Origin of the sequence: Desulfosarcina ovata subsp. ovata (assembly GCF_009689005.1) — a bacterium.
GTDB classification, from domain to species: Bacteria; Desulfobacterota; Desulfobacteria; order Desulfobacterales; family Desulfosarcinaceae; genus Desulfosarcina; species Desulfosarcina ovata.
Map to the genome: position 1 here is coordinate 3757616 of NZ_AP021879.1, position 25017 is coordinate 3782632.

22 protein-coding genes are annotated in these 25017 nt (G+C 56.2%); 16 read left to right on the forward strand and 6 right to left on the reverse strand.

Features of this window, described 5'->3' with window-relative positions; genetic code table 11:
• Positions 1-2 precede the first annotated feature (2 nt).
• Positions 3-749: a cytochrome C assembly family protein gene (locus GN112_RS16635; protein WP_155311241.1), complete on the forward strand. Its 747-nt coding sequence runs from the start codon at positions 3-5 to the stop codon at positions 747-749.
• Between the two features lie 5 nt (positions 750-754).
• Positions 755-1642 (forward strand): hypothetical protein, encoded by an 888-nt coding sequence (locus GN112_RS16640; RefSeq protein WP_155311242.1) that lies wholly within the window; start codon positions 755-757, stop codon positions 1640-1642.
• A gap of 3 nt (positions 1643-1645) precedes the next feature.
• Here the strand turns inward: GN112_RS16640 and efpL are convergent, their stop codons facing one another.
• Positions 1646-2218: an elongation factor P-like protein EfpL gene (gene efpL, locus GN112_RS16645; RefSeq protein ID WP_155311243.1), complete on the reverse strand. Its 573-nt coding sequence runs from the start codon at positions 2216-2218 to the stop codon at positions 1646-1648.
• 275 nt (positions 2219-2493) lie between these two features.
• Between efpL and GN112_RS16650 the strand changes: the two genes are divergently transcribed.
• The 4 genes from GN112_RS16650 (at position 2494) to GN112_RS16665 (ending at position 5437) form a co-directional block, all read left to right on the forward strand.
• Positions 2494-2862, forward strand: a complete 369-nt coding sequence (locus tag GN112_RS16650; protein ID WP_155311244.1) for a hypothetical protein — start codon at positions 2494-2496, stop codon at positions 2860-2862.
• 121 nt (positions 2863-2983) lie between these two features.
• Positions 2984-3235, forward strand: a complete 252-nt coding sequence (locus GN112_RS16655) for a DUF6812 domain-containing protein (protein WP_155311245.1) — start codon at positions 2984-2986, stop codon at positions 3233-3235.
• Between the two features lie 49 nt (positions 3236-3284).
• Positions 3285-4361, forward strand: coding sequence for a type IV pilus twitching motility protein PilT (locus GN112_RS16660; RefSeq protein ID WP_155311246.1), 1077 nt, complete (start codon positions 3285-3287; stop codon positions 4359-4361).
• 23 nt (positions 4362-4384) lie between these two features.
• Positions 4385-5437 carry a type IV pilus twitching motility protein PilT gene (locus GN112_RS16665; RefSeq protein WP_155311247.1) on the forward strand — a complete coding sequence of 351 codons (1053 nt, stop codon included), beginning with the start codon at positions 4385-4387 and terminating at the stop codon, positions 5435-5437.
• Between the two features lie 10 nt (positions 5438-5447).
• Here the strand turns inward: GN112_RS16665 and GN112_RS16670 are convergent, their stop codons facing one another.
• From GN112_RS16670 to GN112_RS34880, 4 genes are all read right to left on the reverse strand, one after another.
• Positions 5448-6449 (reverse strand): GNAT family N-acetyltransferase, encoded by a 1002-nt coding sequence (locus tag GN112_RS16670; RefSeq protein WP_155311248.1) that lies wholly within the window; start codon positions 6447-6449, stop codon positions 5448-5450.
• 46 nt (positions 6450-6495) lie between these two features.
• On the reverse strand, positions 6496-7848 hold the full coding sequence (purB, locus tag GN112_RS16675; RefSeq protein ID WP_155311249.1) for an adenylosuccinate lyase: 1353 nt from the start codon (positions 7846-7848) through the stop codon (positions 6496-6498).
• A 277-nt stretch (positions 7849-8125) separates the two neighbouring features.
• Positions 8126-10615 (reverse strand): SF1B family DNA helicase RecD2, encoded by a 2490-nt coding sequence (gene recD2, locus GN112_RS16680; RefSeq protein WP_231717042.1) that lies wholly within the window; start codon positions 10613-10615, stop codon positions 8126-8128.
• A 34-nt stretch (positions 10616-10649) separates the two neighbouring features.
• Positions 10650-10778, reverse strand: a complete 129-nt coding sequence (locus GN112_RS34880; RefSeq protein WP_269434921.1) for an SAM-dependent methyltransferase — start codon at positions 10776-10778, stop codon at positions 10650-10652.
• Positions 10779-10929: 151 nt separating this feature from the next.
• On the opposite strand from GN112_RS34880, the gene GN112_RS16685 reads away from it, so the two are divergent.
• The 7 genes from GN112_RS16685 (at position 10930) to GN112_RS16715 (ending at position 19717) form a co-directional block, all read left to right on the forward strand.
• A complete protein-coding gene (locus tag GN112_RS16685) occupies positions 10930-11748 on the forward strand; it encodes a class I SAM-dependent methyltransferase (RefSeq protein ID WP_155311251.1) in 819 nt (272 codons plus the stop codon).
• A 247-nt stretch (positions 11749-11995) separates the two neighbouring features.
• On the forward strand, positions 11996-13018 hold the full coding sequence (gene amrS / locus GN112_RS16690; RefSeq protein ID WP_155311252.1) for an AmmeMemoRadiSam system radical SAM enzyme: 1023 nt from the start codon (positions 11996-11998) through the stop codon (positions 13016-13018).
• The gene (locus GN112_RS16695) at positions 13015-13938 is read left to right on the forward strand and encodes a serine/threonine-protein kinase (protein ID WP_162458973.1); all 924 of its coding nucleotides are present in this window, start codon (positions 13015-13017) and stop codon (positions 13936-13938) included. The genes amrS and GN112_RS16695 overlap by 4 nt, the downstream gene beginning before the upstream one ends.
• A 7-nt stretch (positions 13939-13945) precedes the next feature.
• A complete protein-coding gene (locus GN112_RS16700; RefSeq protein ID WP_155311254.1) occupies positions 13946-16483 on the forward strand; it encodes a nucleotidyl cyclase domain-containing protein in 2538 nt (845 codons plus the stop codon).
• A 9-nt stretch (positions 16484-16492) separates the two neighbouring features.
• On the forward strand, positions 16493-17614 hold the full coding sequence (locus GN112_RS16705) for a putative Na+/H+ antiporter (RefSeq protein WP_231717043.1): 1122 nt from the start codon (positions 16493-16495) through the stop codon (positions 17612-17614).
• Positions 17615-17688: 74 nt separating this feature from the next.
• Positions 17689-18954, forward strand: coding sequence for an IS4 family transposase (locus GN112_RS16710; protein WP_155309288.1), 1266 nt, complete (start codon positions 17689-17691; stop codon positions 18952-18954).
• A 64-nt stretch (positions 18955-19018) separates the two neighbouring features.
• Entirely contained in the window at positions 19019-19717 is a 699-nt protein-coding gene (locus tag GN112_RS16715; RefSeq protein ID WP_231717044.1) for a putative Na+/H+ antiporter, read from the forward strand.
• Between the two features lies 1 nt (position 19718).
• Here the strand turns inward: GN112_RS16715 and GN112_RS16720 are convergent, their stop codons facing one another.
• Positions 19719-20651, reverse strand: coding sequence for a universal stress protein (locus GN112_RS16720; protein WP_155311256.1), 933 nt, complete (start codon positions 20649-20651; stop codon positions 19719-19721).
• 164 nt (positions 20652-20815) lie between these two features.
• Here GN112_RS16720 and GN112_RS16725 point away from each other — a divergent pair, with 164 nt between their 5' ends.
• The 3 genes from GN112_RS16725 (at position 20816) to GN112_RS16735 (ending at position 24940) form a co-directional block, all read left to right on the forward strand.
• Positions 20816-23551 (forward strand): UPF0182 family protein, encoded by a 2736-nt coding sequence (locus tag GN112_RS16725; RefSeq protein WP_155311257.1) that lies wholly within the window; start codon positions 20816-20818, stop codon positions 23549-23551.
• Positions 23526-23732, forward strand: coding sequence for a hypothetical protein (locus GN112_RS33995; RefSeq protein ID WP_197743336.1), 207 nt, complete (start codon positions 23526-23528; stop codon positions 23730-23732). The genes GN112_RS16725 and GN112_RS33995 overlap by 26 nt, the downstream gene beginning before the upstream one ends.
• A 209-nt stretch (positions 23733-23941) precedes the next feature.
• A complete protein-coding gene (locus GN112_RS16735) occupies positions 23942-24940 on the forward strand; it encodes a response regulator (RefSeq protein ID WP_155311258.1) in 999 nt (332 codons plus the stop codon).
• Positions 24941-25017 lie beyond the last annotated feature (77 nt).

Consider the following 25017-nt stretch of genomic DNA (forward strand, 5'->3'; position numbering starts at 1 on the left):
TCATGTTTACAACAGGTTCCCTGGCCTGCCTGGTCGCCGCCGCCGGCGGCTATGGCATGGCCTTGATTTTTTACCTGCGGCGCTGGCCGTATGCCGGCCGGGCCGCCCTGGCAATCGCCTTTGTTTTGCAGGGACTCTACCTTTTGGGCCGCGGATGGCTGGGCGGGGTATTTGTTCCCAACCCCATCTTCGAAGGGCCGTTCCTGCTTCCCTGGAGCATCGCCCTGATCATCCTGATCCGAAGCCTTGTCGATCCGGACGCGCCCATAGCGGTGACACTGATGCTGGTGATAGGGCTCACCCTGTTCTCTATTTTTTATCCCCAGGGAATGATCCCCCCCTCCCCCAAAAAACTGAACATCTGGGCCCTGTTCTTCTTCACATCCGAATCCATGGCCCATGCCCTGTTTTACATCGGGGCGGGCGTCGCCACGATGTCGCTTTTCGGGAAAACGCCGGCGGATGGGCATCTGACCTGGATTGTTTGGGGATTCATCGCTTACACCATCGCCCAGGTAACCGGGGCCGTTTGGTGTTTCCTGGGCTGGGGGAATACCTTCAGCTGGGGGGCCAGGCACCTGGGTTCGGCTGCCATCTGGACCTTTTTTGCCGCCTGCCTGCACATGAAGTTCATTCCTGCCTGGAACCGGAGGAACGCACTGGTCACCATCGTCGGCGCCATGCTGGTCTTTTTTATCAGCTACGGAAACTATCTGCGTGAAATGCGCTTTCCACGGGTGGGGGGATGACAATCATGAAACGGATCTGGACAGTGCTGGGTGATATCCGGGTTGCCGTCGTGCTCTTGATGATGGCCTCGGCAACGCTGTTTACGGGAACCTTTTACGCCGGCCGGAACTTCGTGCTCTTCTCCGAAATGAACCGCCAGACGGTTCAGGCCTGGCTGGCGATGAATCTGAGTGCCCGGCCGGAAACGGTCTGGTGGGTGCCGGTGCTGTTTGTCATCATGGGCGCCCTGGGCCTCAACACATTTATCTGCGCCACCAACCGGTTCGTTCAGATCGTGGCCAAACGCCAATCCCTGACAAGGGGAAGATTCGTCTATCTTCTGATTCCGTCGATGGTCCATTTTACGTTCATCATTATCATGCTTGGCCATCTAACGACCTTCGTCACCGGATCATGGCAGACCCTTTCCCTGGAAACGAATCAGCGCTTCACCGTCGACGGAAGCCCCACCCCTTACCGGGTGCAGGCCATCGAGGACCGCTATTTCCCTGCCCCCTCGGCAATGGGGGATCAGATATCCCAGACCGTCGTCACCCTGTCGGATGCCGACCAGGACGTCATCACCCTTCGGTATGGACGACCGGTGCGGGTCGACGGCCGGTTCTTCTTTCTGGACAAAATAAAGCAAAAGAGGCGCACCAAAACCCGGATTGCGCCTCCGGCAGACGACCCCACCTGCAACCAGGCGGAGGTATTCAACAACCCCGGGAAAACACCCAAAAGAAGCGACCAGCTGTTGCTGGTCGTATCCGATCCGGGACTGGCCGTGATCCTCTGCGGGCTGGCGCTGATCCTTTGCCTGATGACCGGCTATTTTCTGGTTCAGACCGCCAACAATCGGCATGGACGCAAAGTCGGGAAGCGACCGGCCGCGATTGCCCAGCAGGGATAAGGATCAGCCCTTCACCCGCGACATATACTGACCGGTCTCCGTGTTGACCCGGATCACTTCGCCGGCGGTCATGTATTCGGGCACCAGAACGGTTACCCCGTTGACCAGCGTGGCCGGTTTGTTGCGGTTGGTGGCCGTGGCGCCTTTGATCACCGGCGTGGTTTCGGCGATCTCCAGGTCGATGGTCTGGGGCAGTTCGATGCACAACGGGTGGCCGTCCCGAAGCAGGGCCGTGATGCCTTCCAGGCCGTCGACCAGCCACTGGATCTGGTCTTCCAGGGTCTCGGCGGAGAGGGTGTACTGCTCATAATTTTCGCTGTCCATGAAGGTGTACAGCTCCTGAGCCTGATACAGGAAACTGACCCGCCGCTTGTCCACCACCATCTCGTCCAGCATGTCGTTACCTTTGTAGGTCTGGTCCAGCTTCTGGCCCGAGATCAACGAGGCATAGCGAACCTTGTACAAGGTGTTGGCCCCCCGGGCCGACGGTGTGTGCACGTCGATCTGCTTCACCTGGTAGGGCTGGTTGTCGATATTGATGATATGGCCTTTCTGAAGATTGCTGGCTTTGGGCACGCGGGTTCTCCTTCAACCGTATAACGGATTCGTTTGCAATGGGACATAAAAAAGCATTCATGAATGATCCGGTTTATATAGCATTCAAGATAATGTTTTTGGCAAGGCCAGAGGGAGGAAGCTGTATAAGCATACCGCGACGACCGATAACGCCGTCCAAAAACATTATCTTGAATGCTATAGCCTTTATCCCGATTCAGGGCAATATGATTGACGTTGAACGCATCCGGCAACATAATGAATCTGGAGCGCAAATTTGAAATTCGAGGAAAATCGTGAATCTCCCCGGCGAACTGAAAAAACTCTACCAGGCGGATCTGAACCCGGCGCAGCAGGAACGGCTTTTTGAAAACATGGCAACAATCTTCGCGCGTGCCATCGAGAACCGCGCACCCAAAAACCGCCCTCCCGGGAAAGCGGGGCTGAAGGCGGAAAAAGGCTATTACCGCCTGCTCTATCTGGAGGGTGAATTGCTCGACAACGTCAGACCGGCAGAAGGCATGCCGCCCGCTTCGGACTATCACTGGGATCACCTCGAAAGTATCATCGGCCAACTGAAGGACCTGCCCGAACTGCAGGCGGAAATCCTTGCCGCCCTTAAATCCGCCCTGAATGCGGTTCTCCACCCGTCTCCCCCCGCATAAGGTTGTAACATTGGGGTAAACTTTTCCCGACAATTGCCGAAATAGATCAATCAAGTTGCGTAAATCACCCGTACACGATTTGACAGGCGTTGGCATAAATTACCCATAACCGGAGATTGTCATGCAAGAGGAACCCCAGGACAGAACCAAAGTCCGCATCTATACGGACCAATTCATCATTGTCGGCGAAATCGCCATGTTTTCCGACACCCGGCTGACCGACTATATCATCAGTGCCCACGACTTTATCGCCATTACGCATGCCCAGGTATGCAACCTTGAAAACAAGGTGCTGTTCAACGCAGACTTTCTCAATCTTCAGAAAGACAAAGTCGTTATCATTGTTCCCGAAACAATGATGAAGCCGGTCTGACGGCAATCTGGAAATGAACGATCCACAAACCAACACAATCTGGTGACCCATGGCGATTCTGGATAAGGTTTTTCAGGCAGCAGTCAACTTCAATGCCTCCGACATCCATGTCACTCCCGGCGAACCGTTCATCATTCGCCGATTGGGGCGGCTGGTCAAAATGAAAAGTGCGCCGTTGGCCGAAGCGCAGACGCGGCAGGTCGTTTTCGAGATTCTCACCCAGGAGCAGCGCAAACGGCTGATGGACGAGCAACAGCTGGATTTTGCCGTGGATCGCGACGCGCTCGGCCGCTTCCGGGGAAGTGCCATGCTGCACAATAACGGTCTCAGTGCGGTGTTTCGCAGCATCCCCAAAACCATCCCGACACTGGCGACCCTCGGCCTGCCGGCGATCGTGGAAAAAGTAATGGACAATCACCAGGGCCTGATCCTGGTGACCGGCGCCACCGGCCAGGGCAAGTCCACCACCCTGGCGTCGATGATCGATCACATCAATTCTCACCGGGCCCATCATATCCTGACCGTTGAAGATCCCATCGAATTTGTCCATCCCATCAAAAAGGGGGTGGTCAATCAGCGGCAGCTGGGCATGGATACCCACTCTTACGGCAATGCCCTGAAAGCCGCCCTGCGGGAAGATCCGGATGTAATCATGATTGGCGAACTGAGAGACCTGGAAACCATTTCCCTGGCCATATCGGCCGCCGAAACCGGCCATCTGGTGCTCGGCACCCTGGCTACCGCCAGCGCCCCGAAAACCGTGGACCGCATCATCGATGCCTACCCGGCCACGGAACAGAACCAGATCCGCACCATGCTCAGCGAGTCGCTGCGGGCGGTGATCACTCAACGTCTGATTCCTGATAGGGACAAGAAAAAAATGGAAGTGGCCACCGAGGTGCTCATCGGCACCCTGCCCATGGCCAACCTGATCCGCGACGGCAAGACGTTTCAGATTCCCTCCATGATGCAGACCGCTAAAAACGTAGGCATGCAGATCATGGATGAATCGATCCTGGCCCTGCTCCAGGATGAAAAAATCGATGCCCATGAGGCCCAGTCCCAGGCCAATGATCCAAAACGGTTTCAGGCGTTTGTGGACCGGGCCGAGCGAACGGCAAAATAAGCGTACCGCCGGAAAGGCAGACAATGGCAACGATCGACACCTATTTCAAAGAGATGAAGCAAGAAGGCGCCAGTGACCTGCATCTGGCCATCGGCTTTCCTCCCATGATCCGCCAGAGCGGCGAACTGCGGCCGCTGGAACACCCGGTCATTACGGCCGAAGCCAACCGTAAGATTCTTTTCGAAATCCTCACCGACGAGCAGCAGGAAAGCGTGGAGGAGAATCTGGACTTCGACATGGCCTATGAGCTGGCGGGGGTGGGGCGTTTCCGCTGCAACATTTTTCACCAGCAGCGGGGCTTCGGCGCGGTGTTCCGGATCATTCCGACCACGATCCTGACCCTGGAACAGCTGAACCTTCCCGAGGCGGTCCGGTCCGTCGCCGACTTCAAAAAGGGGTTGGTACTGGTCACCGGCCCCACGGGCAGCGGCAAATCGACCACCCTGGCGGCCATGATCAATTATATCAACGAAACCCGGGACGCCCATATCATCACCATCGAAGACCCCCTGGAGTTTGTACACCCCAATAAGAAATGCATCTTCACCCAGCGTGAAATCGGCACCCACGCCAAGAGCTTCGCCGACGCGCTCAAGGTCGCCGGCCGGGAGGATCCGGACGTGATCCTGGTGGGCGAAATGCGCGACCTGGAAACCATCTCCCTGGCCCTGACCTGTGCCGAGCTGGGGATTCTGGTTTTCGGCACCCTGCACACCAACAGCGCGGCCAAAACCATCGACCGCATCATCAACGCTTTTCCCTCGAACCAGCAGGCCCAGGCGCGCACCATGCTCTCCGAGTCCCTGAGGGCCGTCATCGCCCAGCAACTGCTCCGCACCGCGGACGGCAAGGGGCGCTGCGCGGCCAATGAAATCCTCATCGGTTCGTCGGCCCTGGCCAGCATGATCCGGGAAGGCAAGATCACCCAGATCGAGTCACTGATTCAGACGGGAACCAAGTCGGGCATGCAGACCATGGATCAGCATCTGATGCAACTGGTGGAAGAAGAGAAGATCACCCGCGAGGCGGCCTACGAAAAGGCGATCAATAAAAAGCTGTTCGAGCCCCTGGAGTAAACGCCCGCCCCTATTCCAGGATTTTGAAAAACATGCGCACATCCGGGCTTTCGGCCTGGCGCCGGGCGTACTCCGGAAGGCTCTGCTGCACGAACCCCATCTGGGTGTAAAGGTCCTCCAGCCGGGGGTTGTTGGTCAGGGAGATGAAACGGGTAAATCCCTGGGCGACCATCAGGGCCATGAAGGACTTGACCGTATAGACCCCCACCCGCTGGTTGCGGAAACGGGTGGAGATGGCCAGCGCGCCCAGTTCCACGGTACGGTCGTCAACGATCTTCCGCTCCACACAGCCCACCACGATGCCGTCGATGGCGGTGACGAAAAAGCGCTTCCGATGCTCCATGATGTAAGCTTTGCTGCGCGACTTGAGATAGCCGGCCCGCCGGTACATGGAGAGAATCCGGAAAACGATGTCCACCTGGTCGTCGCTCTCCACCGGGTGGAAGGATTCCTCGAAGTTGTTGGCGATCAGCGTGCCCGTCCCCTCGACAGTGAACAGCTCGTGCTTGATGGTGTGCTTACCGGCCGGCAGGATGTGCACCCGCTCGCAGTGGCCGGCCTCGATCTTCTGACAGATGCAGGCCATGGCCCCCTTGAAGTTGACGTTGGCGATCAGATCGCCGAAATCCTCCAGGGCTTCGCGCACCCGGCCGGTGGTGACGGCATTGATTTTATAGCCCTGCCGATCGATCAGGTAGCGGCGCTCGAGAAAGATCACCTTGTACATGGACTCGCTGTGGCCCAGCACCGCATCGTAGAAATCGATCTCGGGATTGATGCGCACGAGTCGGGTCTCGGGCAGGCGGGTTTCCAGCTGGCGGATCCGCTTCTGGTTGGCAAAGCGGTTGGGCATGTTGTGCAAAAGGGTGGTCCGGGCGCCGAATCGGGTCAGGAATTTGATATCGCTGATGATCTCCTGAAAGTGGCCGCGCAGGATCCCCTCCCGGCAGGCGATGAAGAGCTCACGGCCGGCAAGGGCATGCGCATATTCTTTCAGGTAGAGTTTGGGCATGGTTTGCCGCCTGGGTTCCCTTGCATCCGGCCGGATGAACGCCGGTTCAGAAATCCTGAATGCCGGTATAGGTCTGCGGCGTGATCGCCAACAGCTCCTTTTTAACCCCCTCACTCACATCCAGGCCGTTGATGAAGGCAGCAATGGCCGCCTGGTCGATGGCCGCGTGGGTGCGGGTCAGGGCCAGAAGGGCCTCATAGGGTTTGGGATAGCCCTCCCGGCGCAGAATCGTCTGAATCCCCTCGGCCACCACGGCCCAGTTGTTCTCCAGGTCCCGCTGCAGGGCGGTTTCGTTGAGGATCAGTTTGGCCATGCCCCGCTGTATCGATTTCAAGGCGATCAGGGTGTGGCCCAGGGGCACGCCGATGTTGCGCGTTACCGTGGAGTCGGTCAGATCCCGCTGCAGCCGCGAGATGGGCAGTTTGGCGGAGAGATGCGCCAGAATGGCGTTGGCGACGCCCAGGTTGCCTTCGGCATTTTCGAAATCGATGGGGTTGACCTTGTGGGGCATGGTCGACGATCCGATCTCTCCTTTCTTAATCTGCTGCTTGAAATAGTCCATGGAAATGTAGGTCCACAAATCCCGGCACAGGTCCAATAGGATCGTATTGATCCGTTTCACCCCGTCGAAAAAGGCCGCCAGGTGGTCGTAATGCTCGATCTGGGTGGTCACCCGGGAGCGCTGCAGCCCCAGGGTATCATTGACAAAATGATCGGCAAAGGCGAACCAGTCGATATCCGGGTAGGCCACATGGTGGGCGTTGAAATTGCCCGTGGCGCTGCCGAACTTGGCGGCAAAGGGAACGGCGGCCAGCAGCTTCATCTGGGACTTCAGCCGGTCCACGAAAACGTAGATCTCCTTGCCCAGCCGCGTGGGCGATGCCGGCTGGCCATGGGTGCGGGCCAGCATGGAGACCCCTTTCCACTGCCCGGCCTTGTCGGCCAGGTCGGCCACCACCGCGTCCAGCACCGGCAACATGACGGTCTGCCAGCCCTCTTTCAGGCTCAGGGGCATGGCCGTGTTGTTGATGTCCTGAGAGGTGAGACCAAAATGAATGAATTCCTTGTAAGCGCCAAGCCCCAGACGGTCAAACTGCTCCTTGACAAAGTACTCCACCGCCTTGACATCGTGGTTGGTGGTCTTTTCAATCGCCTTGACGCCGGCGGCATCATCCATGGAAAAATTTCGGGAAGCCTCCCGCAGAGAATTGAAGACCGCCGGGTCGACATCGGCCAACTGGGGCAGCGGCAGCTCGCACAGGGCGATGAAGTACTCGATCTCCACCCGCACCCGGTAGCGGATCAGGGCGCCTTCACTGAAATAGTCGGAAAGGGCCGCGGTGGCGCGGTGGTAGCGGCCGTCAACCGGCGAAACGGCGGTCAGGGGAGAAAGGGTCATGGAAGCTCCTTTATTTTATTGTCGGCCAGTTGTCGCCAGCCGTTACTGGTTCTTCGATTCATTTTTAGGCCGCTTATAGATAAAAGGGGGTCCAATGTCAAATGGGGGGTAAGGGCTAAGGATCGGGAATTTTATTAATTAAACGAAATTGCTTGTTCTTGCGCCCGTCTTCCGCGTTGCATCAACGGCCACATACTCCCGGTATGCAACCGTTGATGCGCCTTGAAGACGAACACAAGCCCGGCGCAATTACGTTCAATTAATTTCATCCCCGATCCTAAGCCGCCGGCCAGCCTTGCAATAACTCCCGCAGCATGGTCTGGCGCTGGCTGGTATCCTGGTTGTGCACGGCCATGGCCATGGCCTTGCGGGTGCCGACCAGCACGGCCAGTTTGCGGGCCCGTGTCAGACCGGTGTAGAGAAGATTCCGGAAGAGCATCTTGAAATGCTGGGTCAGCACTGGAATGATCACGGCTTCAAACTCACTGCCCTGGGATTTATGGATCGTGATGGCGTAAGCCAGGTCCAGTTCGACGATGTCGTCGCGCTGGTATTCCACCTGGCGGTTGTCGGGGAAGAATGTCACCGTGCAGGTCAGGGCCGCGTTGTCGATGGCCACGATCTCGCCGATGTCGCCGTTGAACACGCCCAGGTCGTAGTTGTTGCGGCGGTGGATGACCCGGTCGCCGGTTCGGAAAATGCGCTCGCCCACCTGGAGCTGCGCCTTTCCCGGGACGGCCGGATTGGCCGTCTCCTGGAGCATGGCATTGAGGCTCACCGTCCCCAGGCTGCCCCGGGTCATGGGCGAAAGCACCTGGATTTCGCATTGCTCGCCGCAGTACTTGGGAATCCACTCCAAAACCAGTTTGTTGACGATGTCGCTGGCCGAAAGCCCGTAATGCAGAGATGACCAGGGATGGACTTTTTTCACCACGGCCACCAGCTCCTGCACCCGGCTCTCGGCCTGCAGCACCTGGGCCAGATCGACGTGCTCGAATTTTTTAGGGATGGTCAGCTCGGTCTCGTAGGGCACCACCGCCTCGCGAACGCGAAATTCGTATGGGTTCTCGCCGGAATCCGTGTCCGCCGCCAAAGCTTGTAAGCGTGGATCGTAAACCCGTTTGACCCGCGAGACAAAATTGAGCTGTGCCTGGGTGGCCTCGTCCGAATCCATGAAAAAGCAGTCGGCCCCGTTGGTCCAGACCTCGGGTTTTTTGAAGGGGGAATCGATGCGGGGCAACTCCCCCTGGTTGATCTGATGGGCGTAGCGGATGATCAGCGACCGGGCCGCCTGGCGGAAAATGCGCGTCAGGCGAAAACAGGCCACGCTGCCCGAGGCGATGATATCCCGCAGTACGTTGCCGGCCCCCACCGAGGGCAGCTGGTCGGCATCCCCGATAAAAAGCACCTGGCAATCCGGGGGCAGCGCCTTGAGCAGGGCCGCCGTCAGGCTGATGTCCAGCATGGAGCACTCGTCAACGATAAGCACATCGGCGTCAAGGGGATTCTCCTCATTTCTCTTGAAACCGCCCAGCTGCCACTCCAGCAGACGATGGATGGTCCTGGATTCCCGGCCGATCACATCGGTCATGCGCTGGGCCGCCCGGCCGGTGGGGGCGGCCAGCAGCACCTGACGGCCCATGGCTTCGAGCAGTTTGACCAGCACCAGGGTGGTGGTGGTCTTGCCCACGCCGGGGCCACCGGTCAGGACGGCAAAGCGCTGCGCCACGATGTGCTGGACGGCATCCGCCTGTTCATCGCTGAGGGTGATCCGGTTGGACTGGCAGTAGCTGTCGATCCAGCGTTTGACGCGCTGCATGGCCACCGGTACCGTTCCCTCCAGGCCGTTGAGCCGGCGGGCCACGGCCAACTCGTCGTAGTAGAGGGTCCGGGAGTAGAAGCAGCGCTGGTCGACCCCTTCATCGGCGGGCTGCAACCGCACCATCACCTGACCGTCGTTTTCCATGACCTGCAGCAGATCGGGCAGTCGCGCGCTCACATCCAGGGCCAACAGGTCGTTCACCTGGATGAGAATCTGGCCTTCGGTCAGGTAGCAGTGGCCGAAATCCCGGCTGGCGGCGAGCACGTGGCTGATCCCGGCCATGATGCGCTGCCGGCTGTCCAGGGCCAGACCGATGGAGAGCGCCACCTTGTCGGCCGAAAAAAAACCGATGCCGTAAAAATCCCGCGCCAGCCGGTAGGGATCTTCGGTAACCATGGGAATGGCCGCGTCACCGTATTCCTTGTAGATGCGCACGGCAAACAGGGTGCTGATGCCGTGGGACTGAAGGAACATCATCACATCCCGGATGGCCCGGTGTTCGGTCCAGGCAGCACTGATCATGGTCAGTTTTTTCTGGGCAATCCCCGGCACCTCGGTCAACCGCTCGATCTCGCCTTCGAAAACGTCCAGGGTCTGGCTGCCGAAATGCCGGACGATTTTCCTGGCCGTTTTGGGGCCGACCCCCTTGATCAGTCCCGATCCGAGATACTTTTCCAGGGCCGCGCTGGTGGCCGGCCGGTGCTCGACGGCCCGGGTGGCGTTGAACTGGCGGCCGTATTTGGGGTTGATGGTCCATGCGCCGAAAAACTCCATGGTTGCCCCGGCAAACACCTTGGTCTGATGAACAATCACCGTCTCCTGCTGGTGGGGATTGTCAAAGGGGGAGACGCGCAGCACCGACCAGCCGTTGTCGGCATTATGGAAAGTGACCCGGTCCACAATGCCGCGCAGCCGTTCGGTGATCACGCCGGTCGGTTTGGCCATGGGGGATTGCATCCGTGCAAAATTGCCTTTCCAATTAAATGATATGCGAAAACCCGTCCATGACCAGCAGCGCGGCCTGATATTGCGGGTCGATATCAATTCGGGTCGCATCGTTCTTTTTACGAACATATCCAATGGAATGAACCGCTATCGGTGTTTTCATCGTCGTCTCCTTGGCCTCCCCTCGTGAAAACGAAGCAGTGGACATCCATACAATCAACTTGCAACCGGATCTTCAAGCAATATATTGTGTTATTATTGTCGATGATAAACTGGGCCAACCGGCCCTTCACCTGGCAAGCGGGTGCTTAAGTATGGGCTACGTATTCGATTTTCACGATGCCAGAAACTACGATGGCTGGATGCTGAAACGCAAGAACCGCTTTGCCGCCGACCTGGAAAGCCGCCTGATGCTGGGCATGCTGGACCCGGCTGCCGGAGAATCGATCCTCGACATCGGCTGCGGGACCGGCGCCTCGTGCCTGCCGCTGCTGGAGAAAGGTCTCGATGTGACGGGAATCGATCCGTCACCCTACATGCTGGACATCCTGTCCGAAACCCTGGGCAACCGGGTCTCCCTGTACCGGGGGGTGGCCGAGGATCTGCCTTTTGACGACAATTCGTTCAATCATGCCTGCCTGTTTACCAGCCTGGAATTTGTGGATAATCCCCAAAAAGCACTCGAAGAGGCCTTTCGGGTGGCAAAAGACCGTGTTTTCATCGGCTTTCTGAATCGCTATGCCATCACTGGCATTGGCCGGCGGGTGCGGGGCATCTTCACGCCGACCATCTACAACCGGGCCACCTTTTTCAGTGTCTGGGAAATCAAAGGCATGGTCCGGAAACTGATGGGTCCCGTACCGGTGTGCTGGCGTACGGTCTGCCAGCTTCCCGGTCCCTGGAGCACCTGGATGAAACAGATCGAGGGCTCCGGACTGGTGCAGCGATTTCCCTTCGGAACCTTTGCCGGCATGGTCGTCACCCTTCTGCCCCGTTTCCGGACCCGCCCCCTGGCCATCCGCTACCAGCCCAAAAAAGTCGGCCACATGGCCGCCGGCACGGCTGGGTGCTCCGGCATGGCACCATCCAACGGGTTTGAGACATCCCACCGACAGTCGGACGAAAAACGCTGACGGGATATTCAGGGTAACCGCATTTGGATGTATTTTTTCTGGTGGCGTGATCAGAAACCCACCGTCCCGATTCGATCAATGCCAAATGAAAAAATCCAAATGTCAATTGAAGGATCGGGTCGATTATAAAAGGGCAGAATACCACCAATTGACATTTTTCATTGGACATTTGATATTCGACGGATATATCGACAAACCCGTATGTCAGACGAATCCGTAAAACTGATCAAGAAAGGAGCCTGATTCCATGGAAGCCTGGCTCTACGACACCCTTGACGATCAACAGGTCCGTTGCCGGCTCTGCAGCCACCAATGCCTGATCGGCAAGGACAAACGCGGCATCTGCGGGGTTCGCGAGAACCGCGGGGGCGTTCTGCAGACATTGGTGTATGGCCGCCTGATCGCGGCCGGCGACGATCCCATCGAAAAAAAACCGATTTTTCATCTTCTGCCCGGCAGCCGCTCCTTTTCCATCGCCACCGTGGGATGCAATTTCAAATGCCGTTTCTGCCAGAATGCCAACATTGCCCAGATGCCATCGGACCGGGGAGGCCAGATCGCCGGCGATCCGGCCACACCCCGGGCCGTGGTAACGGCGGCCCGGGAACGCGGTTGCAAAAGCATCAGCTACACCTATACCGAACCGACGGTGTTTTTTGAATTTGCCTGCGACACGGCCGAACTGGCCCACGCCCAGGGGATGAAAAACATCTTCGTGACCAACGGCTACATGAGTGCCGACGCCTTAGCGCGGATCAGTCCCTGGCTGGATGCGGCCAACGTGGACCTCAAGGCCTTCAGCGACGATTTTTACAAAAAACAGTGCAGCGCCCGCCTGGAGCCGGTCAAGGCGACCCTACGACGGATGAAAGAACGGGGGGTCTGGGTCGAGGTCACGACCCTGATCATTCCCGGACTCAACGACGATCCCGACGAACTCTCGCGCTTGGCCGCTTTCATCGCCGGGGATCTGGGAACGGAAACCCCCTGGCATGTCAGCCGATTCCATCCGACCTACCGGTTGACCGATCGGGAGGCAACCCCGGTGGCAACGCTGCTCAGGACGCGGGACATCGGTATTGCCGCCGGCCTGAAATACGTCTATACGGGAAATATTCCCGGCCGGGGGGGCGAAGATACCCTCTGCCCCGGATGCCAACAGACCGTCATCGCCCGTCAGGGATTCCGGATTCTGGACAACCACCTGGAAGCCGGCCGCTGCCTTGGGTGTGGAACACCCATCGACGGTATCGGCATGCAGCCGGCGTGAAAGACAAGAAGATGCCAACCATCGCCACGCTCAATCTGGATCATCTGGTCGGACAGCCGGTTGGCACCGCCGTTCTGCTTAAAAAACTGGGGCACGGAGCCATGTCCGCCGTTTTCGTGGCTTACCAGAAAAGCCTCAAGCGGCAGATTGCCGTTAAAGTTCTGCCCAAGTCGATGCTGACCGAAAAAAGCGCCCAGTTTTTCCAGCAGGAAGCCGAAGCGGCGGCGATCCTGGCGCACCCGCACATCATCCCCATCTATGAAGTGGGAAAGACCGACGACTTTCTCTTTTTTACCATGCAGCTGGTCCACGGCCATGCGCTCTCCTACTATATCCAACGCACCCGCAAAAACATCGTTCCGTCCAAGCGGTTCATGCCGCTGAAAACGGTGATCACGCTGATGCTGAACCTGCTTGACGCCCTGGCCTATGCCCACGACAACGACATCGTGCACCGGGATATCAAGCCGGACAACATCATGATCGAAGATCATTCCAAACGCCCCCTGATCACCGATTTCGGTGTGGCGCGGGTCTCCCGGACCAAGGGAAAAAGCGAGCGACTGTTGCTTGGCACCCCCATGTACATGGCACCCGAGCAGATACTGTCAGGCACCGTTGACGGCCGGGCAGACCAGTACAGCGCCGGCGTGATGATGCTCGAGATGCTCATGTCGCGGCTGCCCTATCCCCCCTATCGGACAGCCATGGACCTGCTCAAAATGAAACTGTCGTTGAAAGACCGGCTCTTTCAACAGCGTCCCTCCCAGGTTCACCCGGTGGCCAACCGGGCCCTGGATAAAATCCTGTTCAAAGCACTGGCCTTCGATCCTGACCGACGATACGCGTCCTGCCGCGATTTCGCCCGCAATCTGGAACGATTTCAGGCCAGCTTCGCCAGATCATCGCCAGCCAGATGAGGACATCATGCCGTTAGACAGCGCCATAAAAAGCCAGCTCTCCCAATTCGGTCGGACAATTGCCCTGCTATTCAACCGATCAATGATGTACCAGCCCAACCACCCCTTCGTGGAGCAATCCATCGACCTGTTCTACGAGGGCGCTATGGACCTTTTAAACCGGATCAACCCGCTGGTCTTCATTCTCAACCGCGAGGAATTTTTCGTGGATGAAGAACCCCTGGATCCGCGCCTGAATGTGTCCCGCCTGGTGATGCTGTTTAAAAACAACGGCATCCAATCCATCGCCCTCGAACCGGGTATCGAAAAACGGGAAGTGCGCGTCTTTCTGGAAGTATTCGGCAATATCAGCAAATATGATGGTGCCGAGGGATTTAAAAAAGCCATCTTCGCCCGGGGGGTCTCCAGCATCAGAATCAATCATGTGCGCTATAAAAAGGTGACCGCGGACGATGAGATCGTTTCCCGGGATGCGCTCAAAGAACTGACGCCACAAATCATGGCCGCCGAAGACGAAGCCAAGGCACGCAAAATGTTCATGGACACGCTGCTCGAGAGCGTGCTCACCGAGGAGTTCGCCAAAACTTTGAACATCGAAAGTCTCATGGCCAACCCCGGTGCCGTTTCCCAGAACATGATCCAGGCGGACCTCAAGCACGGCGACGGAGCCGAAAAAGGAACCGGAACCGAACCGGGCGGTGGTAATGGCCCGGGGGGCGGTGGCCCTGGAGGTGGCGGTCCGGGAGGTGGCGGTCCGGGGGGTGGCGGTCCGGGGGGCGGTGGTCCGGGGGGCGGTGGTCCGGGGGGCGGTGGTCCGGGGGGCGGTGGTCCGGGGGGCGGTGGTCCGGGGGGTGAAGGGGCCGGCAGCGGTGATGGCAGTGGCCGGGGTCCCGTGGGCGGCACCGGTTCGGGAACCGGAAACGGTTCGGGGATTGGCGAGGCTGGCCAGGGAAGTGGTGGATCCGGAACCGGTGGCGCCGGTACCGGTTCCGGACACGGCGGCAGCGGCGGCACCGGTGGTGGCCATGGCGGTCTGCTGTTCCAGCAGTTGGAAGTGATGCGCGTCGAAGTGGAAAAGCACCTGGCCGGCAAAGGGGACGTTGCTCTCACTGATCTGGCCGATGCGGTCTTCGACATGAAAAAGCAGCTTTTGGAAGGCATCGAAGCCCAGAAGGCCCTGGGTGTGGCCTATGAAAACGAAGCGGCCATTCTGGAAAACGCCGACGCCCTCACCGATCAGGTATTGATCCAGCTGGTCAGGGACGAATACCAGGAGGGCAGGATCACGCCCGCCCGCATGGCCCAGATCCTCAGGCGCCTGGTTCCCGAAGCGGCCGAGCTCAAACGCCTGCTGCCAAAAATCAAACAGGCCCTGATCGATGAGGGCATGTCCCACACCGGCTATCTGGAGTTGGTTCAGGAACTCAGCAAGGAGCTGCAGAGCGAGGGATTGGCCAACATCCTCCAGGAGAGTGGGGAAGATATCGGTGTGGACGGCAACCAGTTGATCGAGGAGTTTAAAAACAACCCGGAGCAGGCCGCGCAGCTCATCTATCTGGCCTCCGAGATTCGCAAAGGCACTGGTGACGATGATCTGTTGGCAGAGATTCTGGCCGGCTATGTGGAGCAGATCGGCGGCCCGATGGCCATGGACCAAGCCGGGGAGAAGGACGATCCCGACCACCTGAAAAGTGTGGTTTCCAATATCGAGTCGAACATCGTCAGCCAGTTGAGCAAAATGGACATGGCTGACGATGTGATCACCAAACTGGAAGATCGGCTCAACGCCCGCATGGATTCGGTTATGGATCAGATGCGCGCCGAATGGCTCAAAACCCGGGGACAGGGGGGCGGGAATGCGGCCAAAAGACCGCACAAAACGCTCACCGTGCTGCAGACCCTGGAGCAGAGCGTCAGCGAACATGATGAACTCGGAGCCATTCTCAAGACGGTCCGCGCCAAGGTGGACGCCGGTGAAATCGATGAAAACGACTACAAGAAGATACAGGACGAAATCTCACTCCAGAAGCAGCTGATCAAGGAAAAGGAGGCCAACCGGGCCATGCCCACCGGTGTGATCAAGGCCGGGGCCATGGCGTTTATTTTGGAAAAGGAGATCGCGCGCGCCAATCGCTACGATTACGCGTTCTCAGCCCTGGCATTTTCCATGGTCCGCATCAAGCCCCGCGCCAAGGTGCCCGCCGGTGCGATCAACAATGAAATGCTCATGGAAAGCGTGCTGGCGCTTCTGTCCACAACGTTCCGCGAAGTCGATATCGTCGGCCAGTTGGGTAAGAACACCATCGTGGCGGTGTTGCCGCTGATCAGTCGCGAAGATTCCAAGAAAGCACTGAATCGGGTCATGAAAATTCTCCATGATGCCCCCGTGGATATCAACGGCATCGCCATTGACTTCAAATTTGCCGGTATTGCCATCACCTTTGACGGACAGGACACACCCGACGCCAAAAGCTTCATCCGGGTCATGGTCAGCCGGCTGCAGGACATGGCCAGCCGGTTGAAGAACATTCAATCGTTTTTATAAGGACCGAACGTGCAAAGAATATCTCCCCGATGGATTCTGTTTTTGCTGTTGGCCATCGTTGCCGCCGGCATCGCCATGGCCGCCGGCGGTGCGCCAGCGGTCAAACCGGCGTTCCCTCCCGGCCTGGACAGCTATGCCGACAGCCATATGAAAAGCATTCCCGACATCCTGGCCAACCGGATTCGCCAGGAGCCGTTCAACCTGGTGGCGACCCTGATTTTCGTTTGCGCCATCGTGCACACATTTTTAACCGGCCGGTTCATGGTCATCGCCCATCGATGGGCCCACGCCCACGAGGAAAAGATCAAACAGGGACGGGCGCCCCGTGAGTCGGTCCACCACGGGGCCGAGCTGTTTCACTTTCTCGGGGAGGTGGAAGCCGTGTTCGGCATCTGGGCCGCCACCCTGGTGGGCGCCATTGTTCTGTTTTTCGACTGGTCCACGGCCAAGGCGTATATTGTCCACGGGGTCAATTTCACCGAAGCCATGTTCGTCGTGGTGATCATGACCCTGGCGGCGACCCGCCCGATCCTTAAGCTCTCCGAACAGTTGATGTGGAAAATTGCCGGCCTTTTGGGCGGAACGCTCACCGCCTGGTGGTGGGCGATTCTGACCATTGGCCCGCTGCTGGGATCGCTGATTACCGAACCGGCGGCCATGACCATCGCCGCCATGCTGCTGGTGGAAAAATTTTATGCCCACGCCCCTTCCAAAAAATTCAAATATGCCACGCTGGGCCTGCTTTTCGTCAACGTCTCCGTCGGTGGTACCCTGACCAGCTACGCGGCACCGCCGGTATTGATGGTGGCCGGTCCCTGGCAGTGGGACACGATGTTCATGCTGACCCATTTCGGCTGGAAGGCCGCGACGGGCATACTGGTTGCCAATCTGGCCTACTTTTTCATTTTTCGCCATGAATTGGAGGAACTGCAACAGGCTTTCGCCATGGAAAACCTCAAGGATGAAATCCAGCAGCGCTATCTTAAACGGGCGGACATGGAAACGATGATGGATGACTGCATGACCCGCCTCGAAGACCAGTTCCATTTCGTGAATGCCTTTACCGATCAACTGAAAGAAACCAATACCGTTCGGCATACATATTGCCGTAACATCTTGTTATTAAAATAAAAAATAGCGCTGGACAAAAAGATCGCTTTGTGTTTTAATCATGGTGGGTACAATTAATTAACCAGGAGGTCTCCATGAGCGAACACATCGACAAAAATGTTTTTCAAACAATTCTATCACCGGTGCTACCATTGATTGAGGTTACTCAAAATAGTCTCCATAATGATTTGGACACTTACAAGCTTTCATTATCATCGTTCACCACAAATTTGCTTTTTGGAATAATAACCAGAATTAAAAGCGTTGGACAAATCGTCACTGAGATCAAAACATCACCAACTGCTAAGGCATTAGGATTGGTCGTCGCATCGAAGTCTATGTATAATGAAGCGTTTAATCGTTATCCCCCAGAAATATTTAAAGATATATTCCATCAGTTGGTAAAAGAATTGGATTTGCATAAAATTCCGGAAATCAGTCATCTTGGAAAAATGCTAATTGTAGATGGTTCGCTTTTTCCGGCCATTTCCAATATGGCATGGGCTTGTTACAAGAAAACCGCTAATGCGATCAAAATGCATTTATCTTTTGAACTCAACCGAATGATTCCAACCGAATTTATCAGTACGGAAGGTAACTTTTCCGAAAAAGAATTTGTTAAGCAAATTCTTCGCGAAGGCATTACATATGTCTGTGATCGAGGCTATATCGCTTTCAATCTGTTCAAGCAGATATCCGACAGCAATGCATTTTTTATTATTCGCGGAAAGTCGAATATGACGTACACTGTAAAAGAGTGTCTCACTGCCACCGTACCGGATACATTCTTGAAATTTTTCAGTGACATCACAGATTCAAATATAATATTCAATAGCGATGAAAACAAAGCAAGTTATCGTATTGTTAGCTTTACGGCTATGGGCGAAAACTACATTTTGATCACAAACAGAAATGATTTGACAACTTACGAAATTATAATGCTTTACGCTTACAGGTGGCAAGTGGAACTTTTTTTTCGCTTCATAAAAAGAACCTTCAAGGGAATTCACTTAATGAGCCAATCTCCTCATGGCGTACAGATACAATTCTACTTGTATATGATTGCTTATCTATTGTTATTATCATTCAAACAAGATACGGAAATAATAAGCAGAGAAAATGAAAAAGATGAGCATGAATCTGAAGAAAATAATAAGAACGAAACCTTGCTAACTTCATCTTCATGCTCCAATTCAAATGCAAAAAGACCATATGTTTGCGGGTTAGTAACTCTTCTTGGAGAAAAATTAAAACAGTTTTATAAAATTGGTCTTCACTGGTTATTAGCAGTAAAAAATAATTTGTTAGAAATATTTGATGTGAATATCGCCAAAGTTATTGCTCAATACTCTTATCAATGACTGTGCCGAACAGTATTGGAAAGAAACCGCTCAAAGCATCTCCAAACGCATGGAAGCCAGGGTCATGGCGGATCTCAAGGGTAAGGAGATCGACCCAGCACAGGTCCGTCGGGCCTTCGAGGAACGCAACCGCGAAATACAACTGCGCCGCATGCGCCGCAGCCTTCCCGGCCTGTTGCCGCGGGAAGAACGCCCCCCGTTCATCGATCCGGACTGGGACCGGCGGGACGACCCGGTTCCTGCATGGGTAACCCTGGTACACATCGCGTTCATGGGTTGGACCATCATCAACGCCCATTACCCGGCCTTTTTTATTCCCGGAATTCTCTTCTTCCTGGGGTTCGCCCAGGTGAGCGCCCCCTACCAGAACCGCATCGACCTGAAACCGCCCCTGCTGGTCGGCTTTTTTCTCGGCGGCCTGGTCATTCACGGTGGCCTGCAGGGCTGGTGGATCGAACCGGTACTCAGCAACCTGAGCAAAATCCCGCTGATGCTCGGTGCCACCGTTTTAACGGCATTTAATGACAATGCGGCGATCACCTTTTTAAGCACCCTGGTACCGGACTTCTCGGATGGGATGAAATATTCGGTGGTGGCCGGTGCCGTCGTCGGCGGTGGCCTGACCGTCATCGCCAACGCGCCCAATCCTGCCGGCCTGAGCATTCTCAAGTCTCATTTTGACGAAGAGGTCTCGCCGGGGGGCATCCTTCTGGCCGCCGCTCTCCCGACAATCATCATGTGGCTGATATTCCTCTTTTTATAGTCTAGGGAACCACCCACAATGCCCCATCGGAAAACTGATTGACCAGAAAGCGACTCACACTACCGGTAAAGTACTGTTTTCCCATGCCCCGCCGGCCGACCACCAGGGTACCGAAACGCCCTTTGACGAATGCCTCGACAATCGCCTTGCCGATTCGGAAGCCCCCCTTGCGGACGTCGACCCGCACCTGACTTTCGGAGATACCGGCATCGCCGAGCATTTTCAATGCACGGGCAAAAAATCGATCGATGCACGCCTTGTCACCCTTCTGAATTACCGCTTCGAGATTCGAGGTATTCTTCTCGGAGAAGTCGATGGGGCAAAAATCGGCCAGTCGCGGAGCCACATGAAAAAAAGAGATCGAGATTTCGGGGTTACCCCCCAGGATGAAGGCCAGGTGGTCGACCGCGCGCAGGGAGCTTTCCGATCCGTCCACGGCCATCATCACCGAACCGGAAGGGGCCTTCCCGTCAACCAGCCAGACCGGAATCAGTTGTGAATTATCCACGATGTTGGTACTGACACTGCCCATGAACACCTCGGTCAGGCCCGAGATGCCACGCCGGCCGACGATGATGGCATCGTATACCAGGGCCGTGCCGTACTCCAAAACATCTTTGCCGACGCCAAATTTCCTGGGCAGCGAAATCTGCGCAATACTCTCTTCCGGCACGCCCAGGGAGACCATCAGCTCCTGGTAGCGGCCGAGCATGGCGCGGGCCTTCTCGTGGCTTTTGCGCATCAGCGACTGCAGCTCGGCATTGGCACCGGGTTTTGTTCTGGCTTCATCCAGCAGATATTGAGAGATGGTGGGTTCGACATGGAACAGGACAAATTTCATTTCCTGCACGGTGCCACGGAGTTCAGCGGCATAGCGCAGGGCATTTTCCGAGTGCCGCGAATCATCGACGGCAATGAGGACTTTCTTCTCCATGGTCTTGCCTCCCGGGATTGGGGGTGAATATCAACGGACCACACCGCATTGTCAAAGGTGCCTGTTGCCATTGTACACAAAATGAACATATTTAACGATATCGATTTTGCATCGTCCCATTTTAACAGTTCCTTTTAACAGGTTACAAGAAAGGCGGATCGTTGATGAAAACTTGGAAAAAATGGGTCCTGATTGCTCTAACGGTTCTCGTGGCCATCATCCTGACGATGGTTCTCCTGAAATTTTCCTTCGTCAATTTTCTCGTGGACTGGTGGTGGTTCCAATCCCAGCATATGACCCTCTACTTCTTCCTGCGGATCGTTCACCGATATCTTGTATTTGTCTTTTTCACCATCGTTTTCTTCGCCATTTTTTTCTTCAATTTCTGGATCGCATCCCGTTTTATCGGTTTCGCCGATAGGGAGTCCAACCGGGACAAACGCGATCTGGTCAAACGCCTGCACGAGAGCATGCAGCGGATGTACCTGCCGGTCTCGGTGATCATGGCGCTGCCGGTTGCCGTGCCCATGTTTCTCAACTGGGAAAAGGCATTGCTGTTTCTTTTCGGCGCCCCCAGTGGCATGACCGATCCGCTGTTCGGCAAGGACATCAGCTTCTATTTCTTTTCCCTGCCGGTCTATCATCTGATCCAGAAGGAAATTCTGCTGGTATCGGTCGTACTCTTCCTGGGAATTGTTTTCCTGTACTGGTACGAGCATCGTCTGCTCACCGCCAAGGATCAGGCCCTGCCCCGGGGCGCCCGGATCCATATCAGTATTCTCGGCGCCGTGATCGTGGGTATCCTGTGCTGGGGATTCCTGCTGGAACGCTACGACCTGCTTTATGAAACGGCCAACCAGCCCGTGTTCTACGGCCCCGGATATGTGGAGATGCGTGTCATTCTGCCGTTTATCTGGTTGTCAGTCCTTTTTCTGGCGACGACGGGCATTGCGCTGATCTACAGCGCCAATCGGCGACGGGGGTGGAAAGTCGTGGCCATCTTCGGCCTGCTCTTCCTGCTCAGCGTGACCGCGAAAAACGCCGATTTCTTCGCCGACCAGATTCGCACCTACATCGTGGCCCCCAATCAGATCATTCGCGAACGCGATTATATTGCGGCCAATGTCCGCTCGACCCTGGCGGCCTTCGGCCTTGACGATGTCACGACGCTCGATTTCAAACCCCGGGACAAAAACGCATTCAAGGCCGATGATCCCGACCTGATCCGCCGGCTTCAGAACATTCCCGTGTGGGACCGGGAAATGCTGGGCAACGTCTTTGAGGAAATTCAGGGAATCCGCACCTATTATGGATTCTCCACCATCGACGTGGACCGCTACACCGTGGAAGGCAGTTACCGCCAGGTCTATTTGGGACCCAGGGAAATCGAGCTGGGCAAACTGCCCGCCTCGGCGCAGAACTGGATCAATACCCACCTGCAATACACCCACGGCCGGGGCGTGGCCATGATTCCGGCCGCCCAGGCCGGGGACGAATTCATGACCTGGTTTATCAAGGATGTTCCGCCCAAGTCGGATTATGGATTGACTATCAAACGGTCCTCCATCTATTACGGTCTGGGGGACAAACCCTATGTGCTGGCACCCAACGACGCCGGAGAGATCGGCTACCCGCTGGACGATGGAGAAGCCATGGTCAATTACACGGGCACCGGTGGCGTGCCCATCCACTCACTCCTGCGGAAACTGGTGCTGGCCGACTATTTCAAGGACCGCAACATTTTTTTCACGACCAAAACCAACCGGCAGAGCCGGATCCTTTTCCGCCGCAACATCGTCGAGCAAATCCGGCATCTGACCCCGTTCCTCAAGCTGGATGCCGACCCGTATATCGTCACGACCGATGAAGGGCTGTTCTGGATCCAGGACGCCTACACCACGGCAGACAACTATCCCATGGTCGCGCCGCTGGAAGACGGATTCAACTACATCCGCAATTCCGTTAAAATCGTCACCGACGCCTATAACGGAACTGCCACCTACTATGTTGCCGATACCCGTGACCCCATCATCAAAGCCTACCAGCGGATGTATCCGGGGGTTTTCAAACCACTGGATCAGATGCCGGCAGAGTTGTGCAAGCACATCCGCTATCCCAACGACATCTTTCACACCCAGGTGGCGGTATACGCCAAATATCATCAAGAGGATCCGGAACGCTTTTACCGTCAGGAAGACATCTGGGAATTCTCCAAAATGCCCCAGGGCCGCCGCCTGGTGCCGGCCAATCCCTATTACCTGACCCTGGATCTGATCAAATCGGGAGAGGAGGATTTTCTGCTCTTCATGCCGCTCTCCCCCTTCGGCCGCGACAACCTGCGGGCCCTGATGATCGCCGGCAGCGATGGTGACAACTACGGCAAAATATTCGTCTACCGGTTCCCCCAGGACAAGCATGTGTACGGCCCGGCACAAATCAATTCGGTCATCAACCAGGATATCGTCATCTCTGCGCAGTTCACGTTGTGGAACCAGGAGGGGTCCCAGGTCATTCTGGGAAAAATGATCATCGAGCCCATGGGAGGATCGCTGCTTTATATCCAGCCGGTCTACCTGCAAGAGGACGGACCGCTCAAGATCCCGCAATTGAAACGGCTCATCATGGCCCTGGACGACGCCGTGGTCATGGCTCCCAGCCTGGAAGAGGCGGCGGTAAAACTGGAAACGGAATTGATCCGGAAATCATCGCGCCGGCCGCAAATCGATCAACGGCAACCGGTTCCGCAGGCCCCCGAAGAGACGCCCGCCACGAAAACACCGGCGACCGGCGCCGATTCAGCGGAAACGCCGGCAAAACCGCCCCAATCGCCGGCAACCGAACGTCCGCAAACGGATTCCTCGGCCGCGCCCCAAAATGGAGTTCCGCCGAAAAAAGATTGAAACGCCGGCCAGCTACCATCCGCCCCCGCCGCTGCCCGACGATGATCCCGGGGAAGGGGTCGACATCGCCGCGGCGGCACGGCAGGGAATTCCGGTGGCCAATGTTCCCACAGCAACATCAGGAAACGCCGACTCCGTAGCCGAGATGGGCATCTATCTGATGATTGGATCCTTCAATTGACACTTGGATTTTTATATTTGGCATTGAATCGAATCCGTTCTTGTAGTATCTATCTATTTTAATTTATAATTTTTTGTTGTGTAGCCATTCCCACAGCCCCATCAACCAAATTACAATTTCATTTTCCCATGGTCGACAATGGATAAGGATTTTCTTTTTACAGCGATCACGCCTGCTCCTCCTAGCCAGCAAACAGGACTCAACATCATATGCCGACACTTACCGATTCAAAAATACTGGTGGTCGAAGATGACCCCGAGATGTGTGAAAGTATAAGATATTTATTGGGATATTATGGTTTCGAAGTCAATACGAGTCAAAATCTGGTCGACGCGCTGAACACCCTTCTGGCCATCGACTACGATCTGGTTCTCCTGGACCTCAAGCTTGGCGATCAAAGCGGTTTCGCCGTGATGGACCATCTTCAGGAAAGGGCGCTGGACACCCAGGTAATCGTCGTTACCGGTTGCCATGCAGCGGATGATGCCATTACGGCCCTGAAAAAAGGGGCCACCGATTATTTGAAAAAACCGTTTGAAGCCGATGACCTGCTGAATTCAGTCAATCGGGTCCTTGATCGCCAGAAACACCAGCGTGAGTTGTCCCTGTTCAAACGAGTCGTGGCCGCTTCCCCCGAAGCGATAGTGATCGGCGACCACCAGGGCCGGGTAATTTATACCAATGTGGCCTACCACCGGCTGATGAATCCCCGGCAGCCGGTGCCGGCCTCAGCGGAATCCGGTGACGCCGCCCCTTTCTTCGATAGGGAAATCAAAACGGTCCTCGACACCGGCCTGCCATGGCAGGGCAAAGTTGAAATGACCGATGCCACCGGTCACCCCTTCACGGCCTGGAAACGGGTGGAGACGGTGCCGTATACCATTGGCGGCCTGAACTATGGGGTCGCCCTGCTGCACGATATGACTCCCCAGCTGGAGTTGGAAGCCAACCAGGAAAAATTTCGCAACCTGGTCGAACGGACCAGCGACTGGATCTGGGAAGTGGAAAAACTGAAAAATGCCCTTGCCAGGGTCAAGCATCTCAGCGGTATGCTGCCCATCTGCGCCGCGTGCAAAAGAATCCGTGACGACAATGGGTACTGGACCGAGATTGAAGCCTACATCGAGACCCATTCCGATGCCGAGTTCAGCCACGGCATCTGCCCCGATTGCGCACGGAAACTCTATCCGGAACTCTATCCGGAATAAGGCTGGCGATTTCTGGCAAAGATCGGTCGGTCGGGTTGCAGGGTGACCGCATTTGGATTGATTTTTGTTTTTTCGCG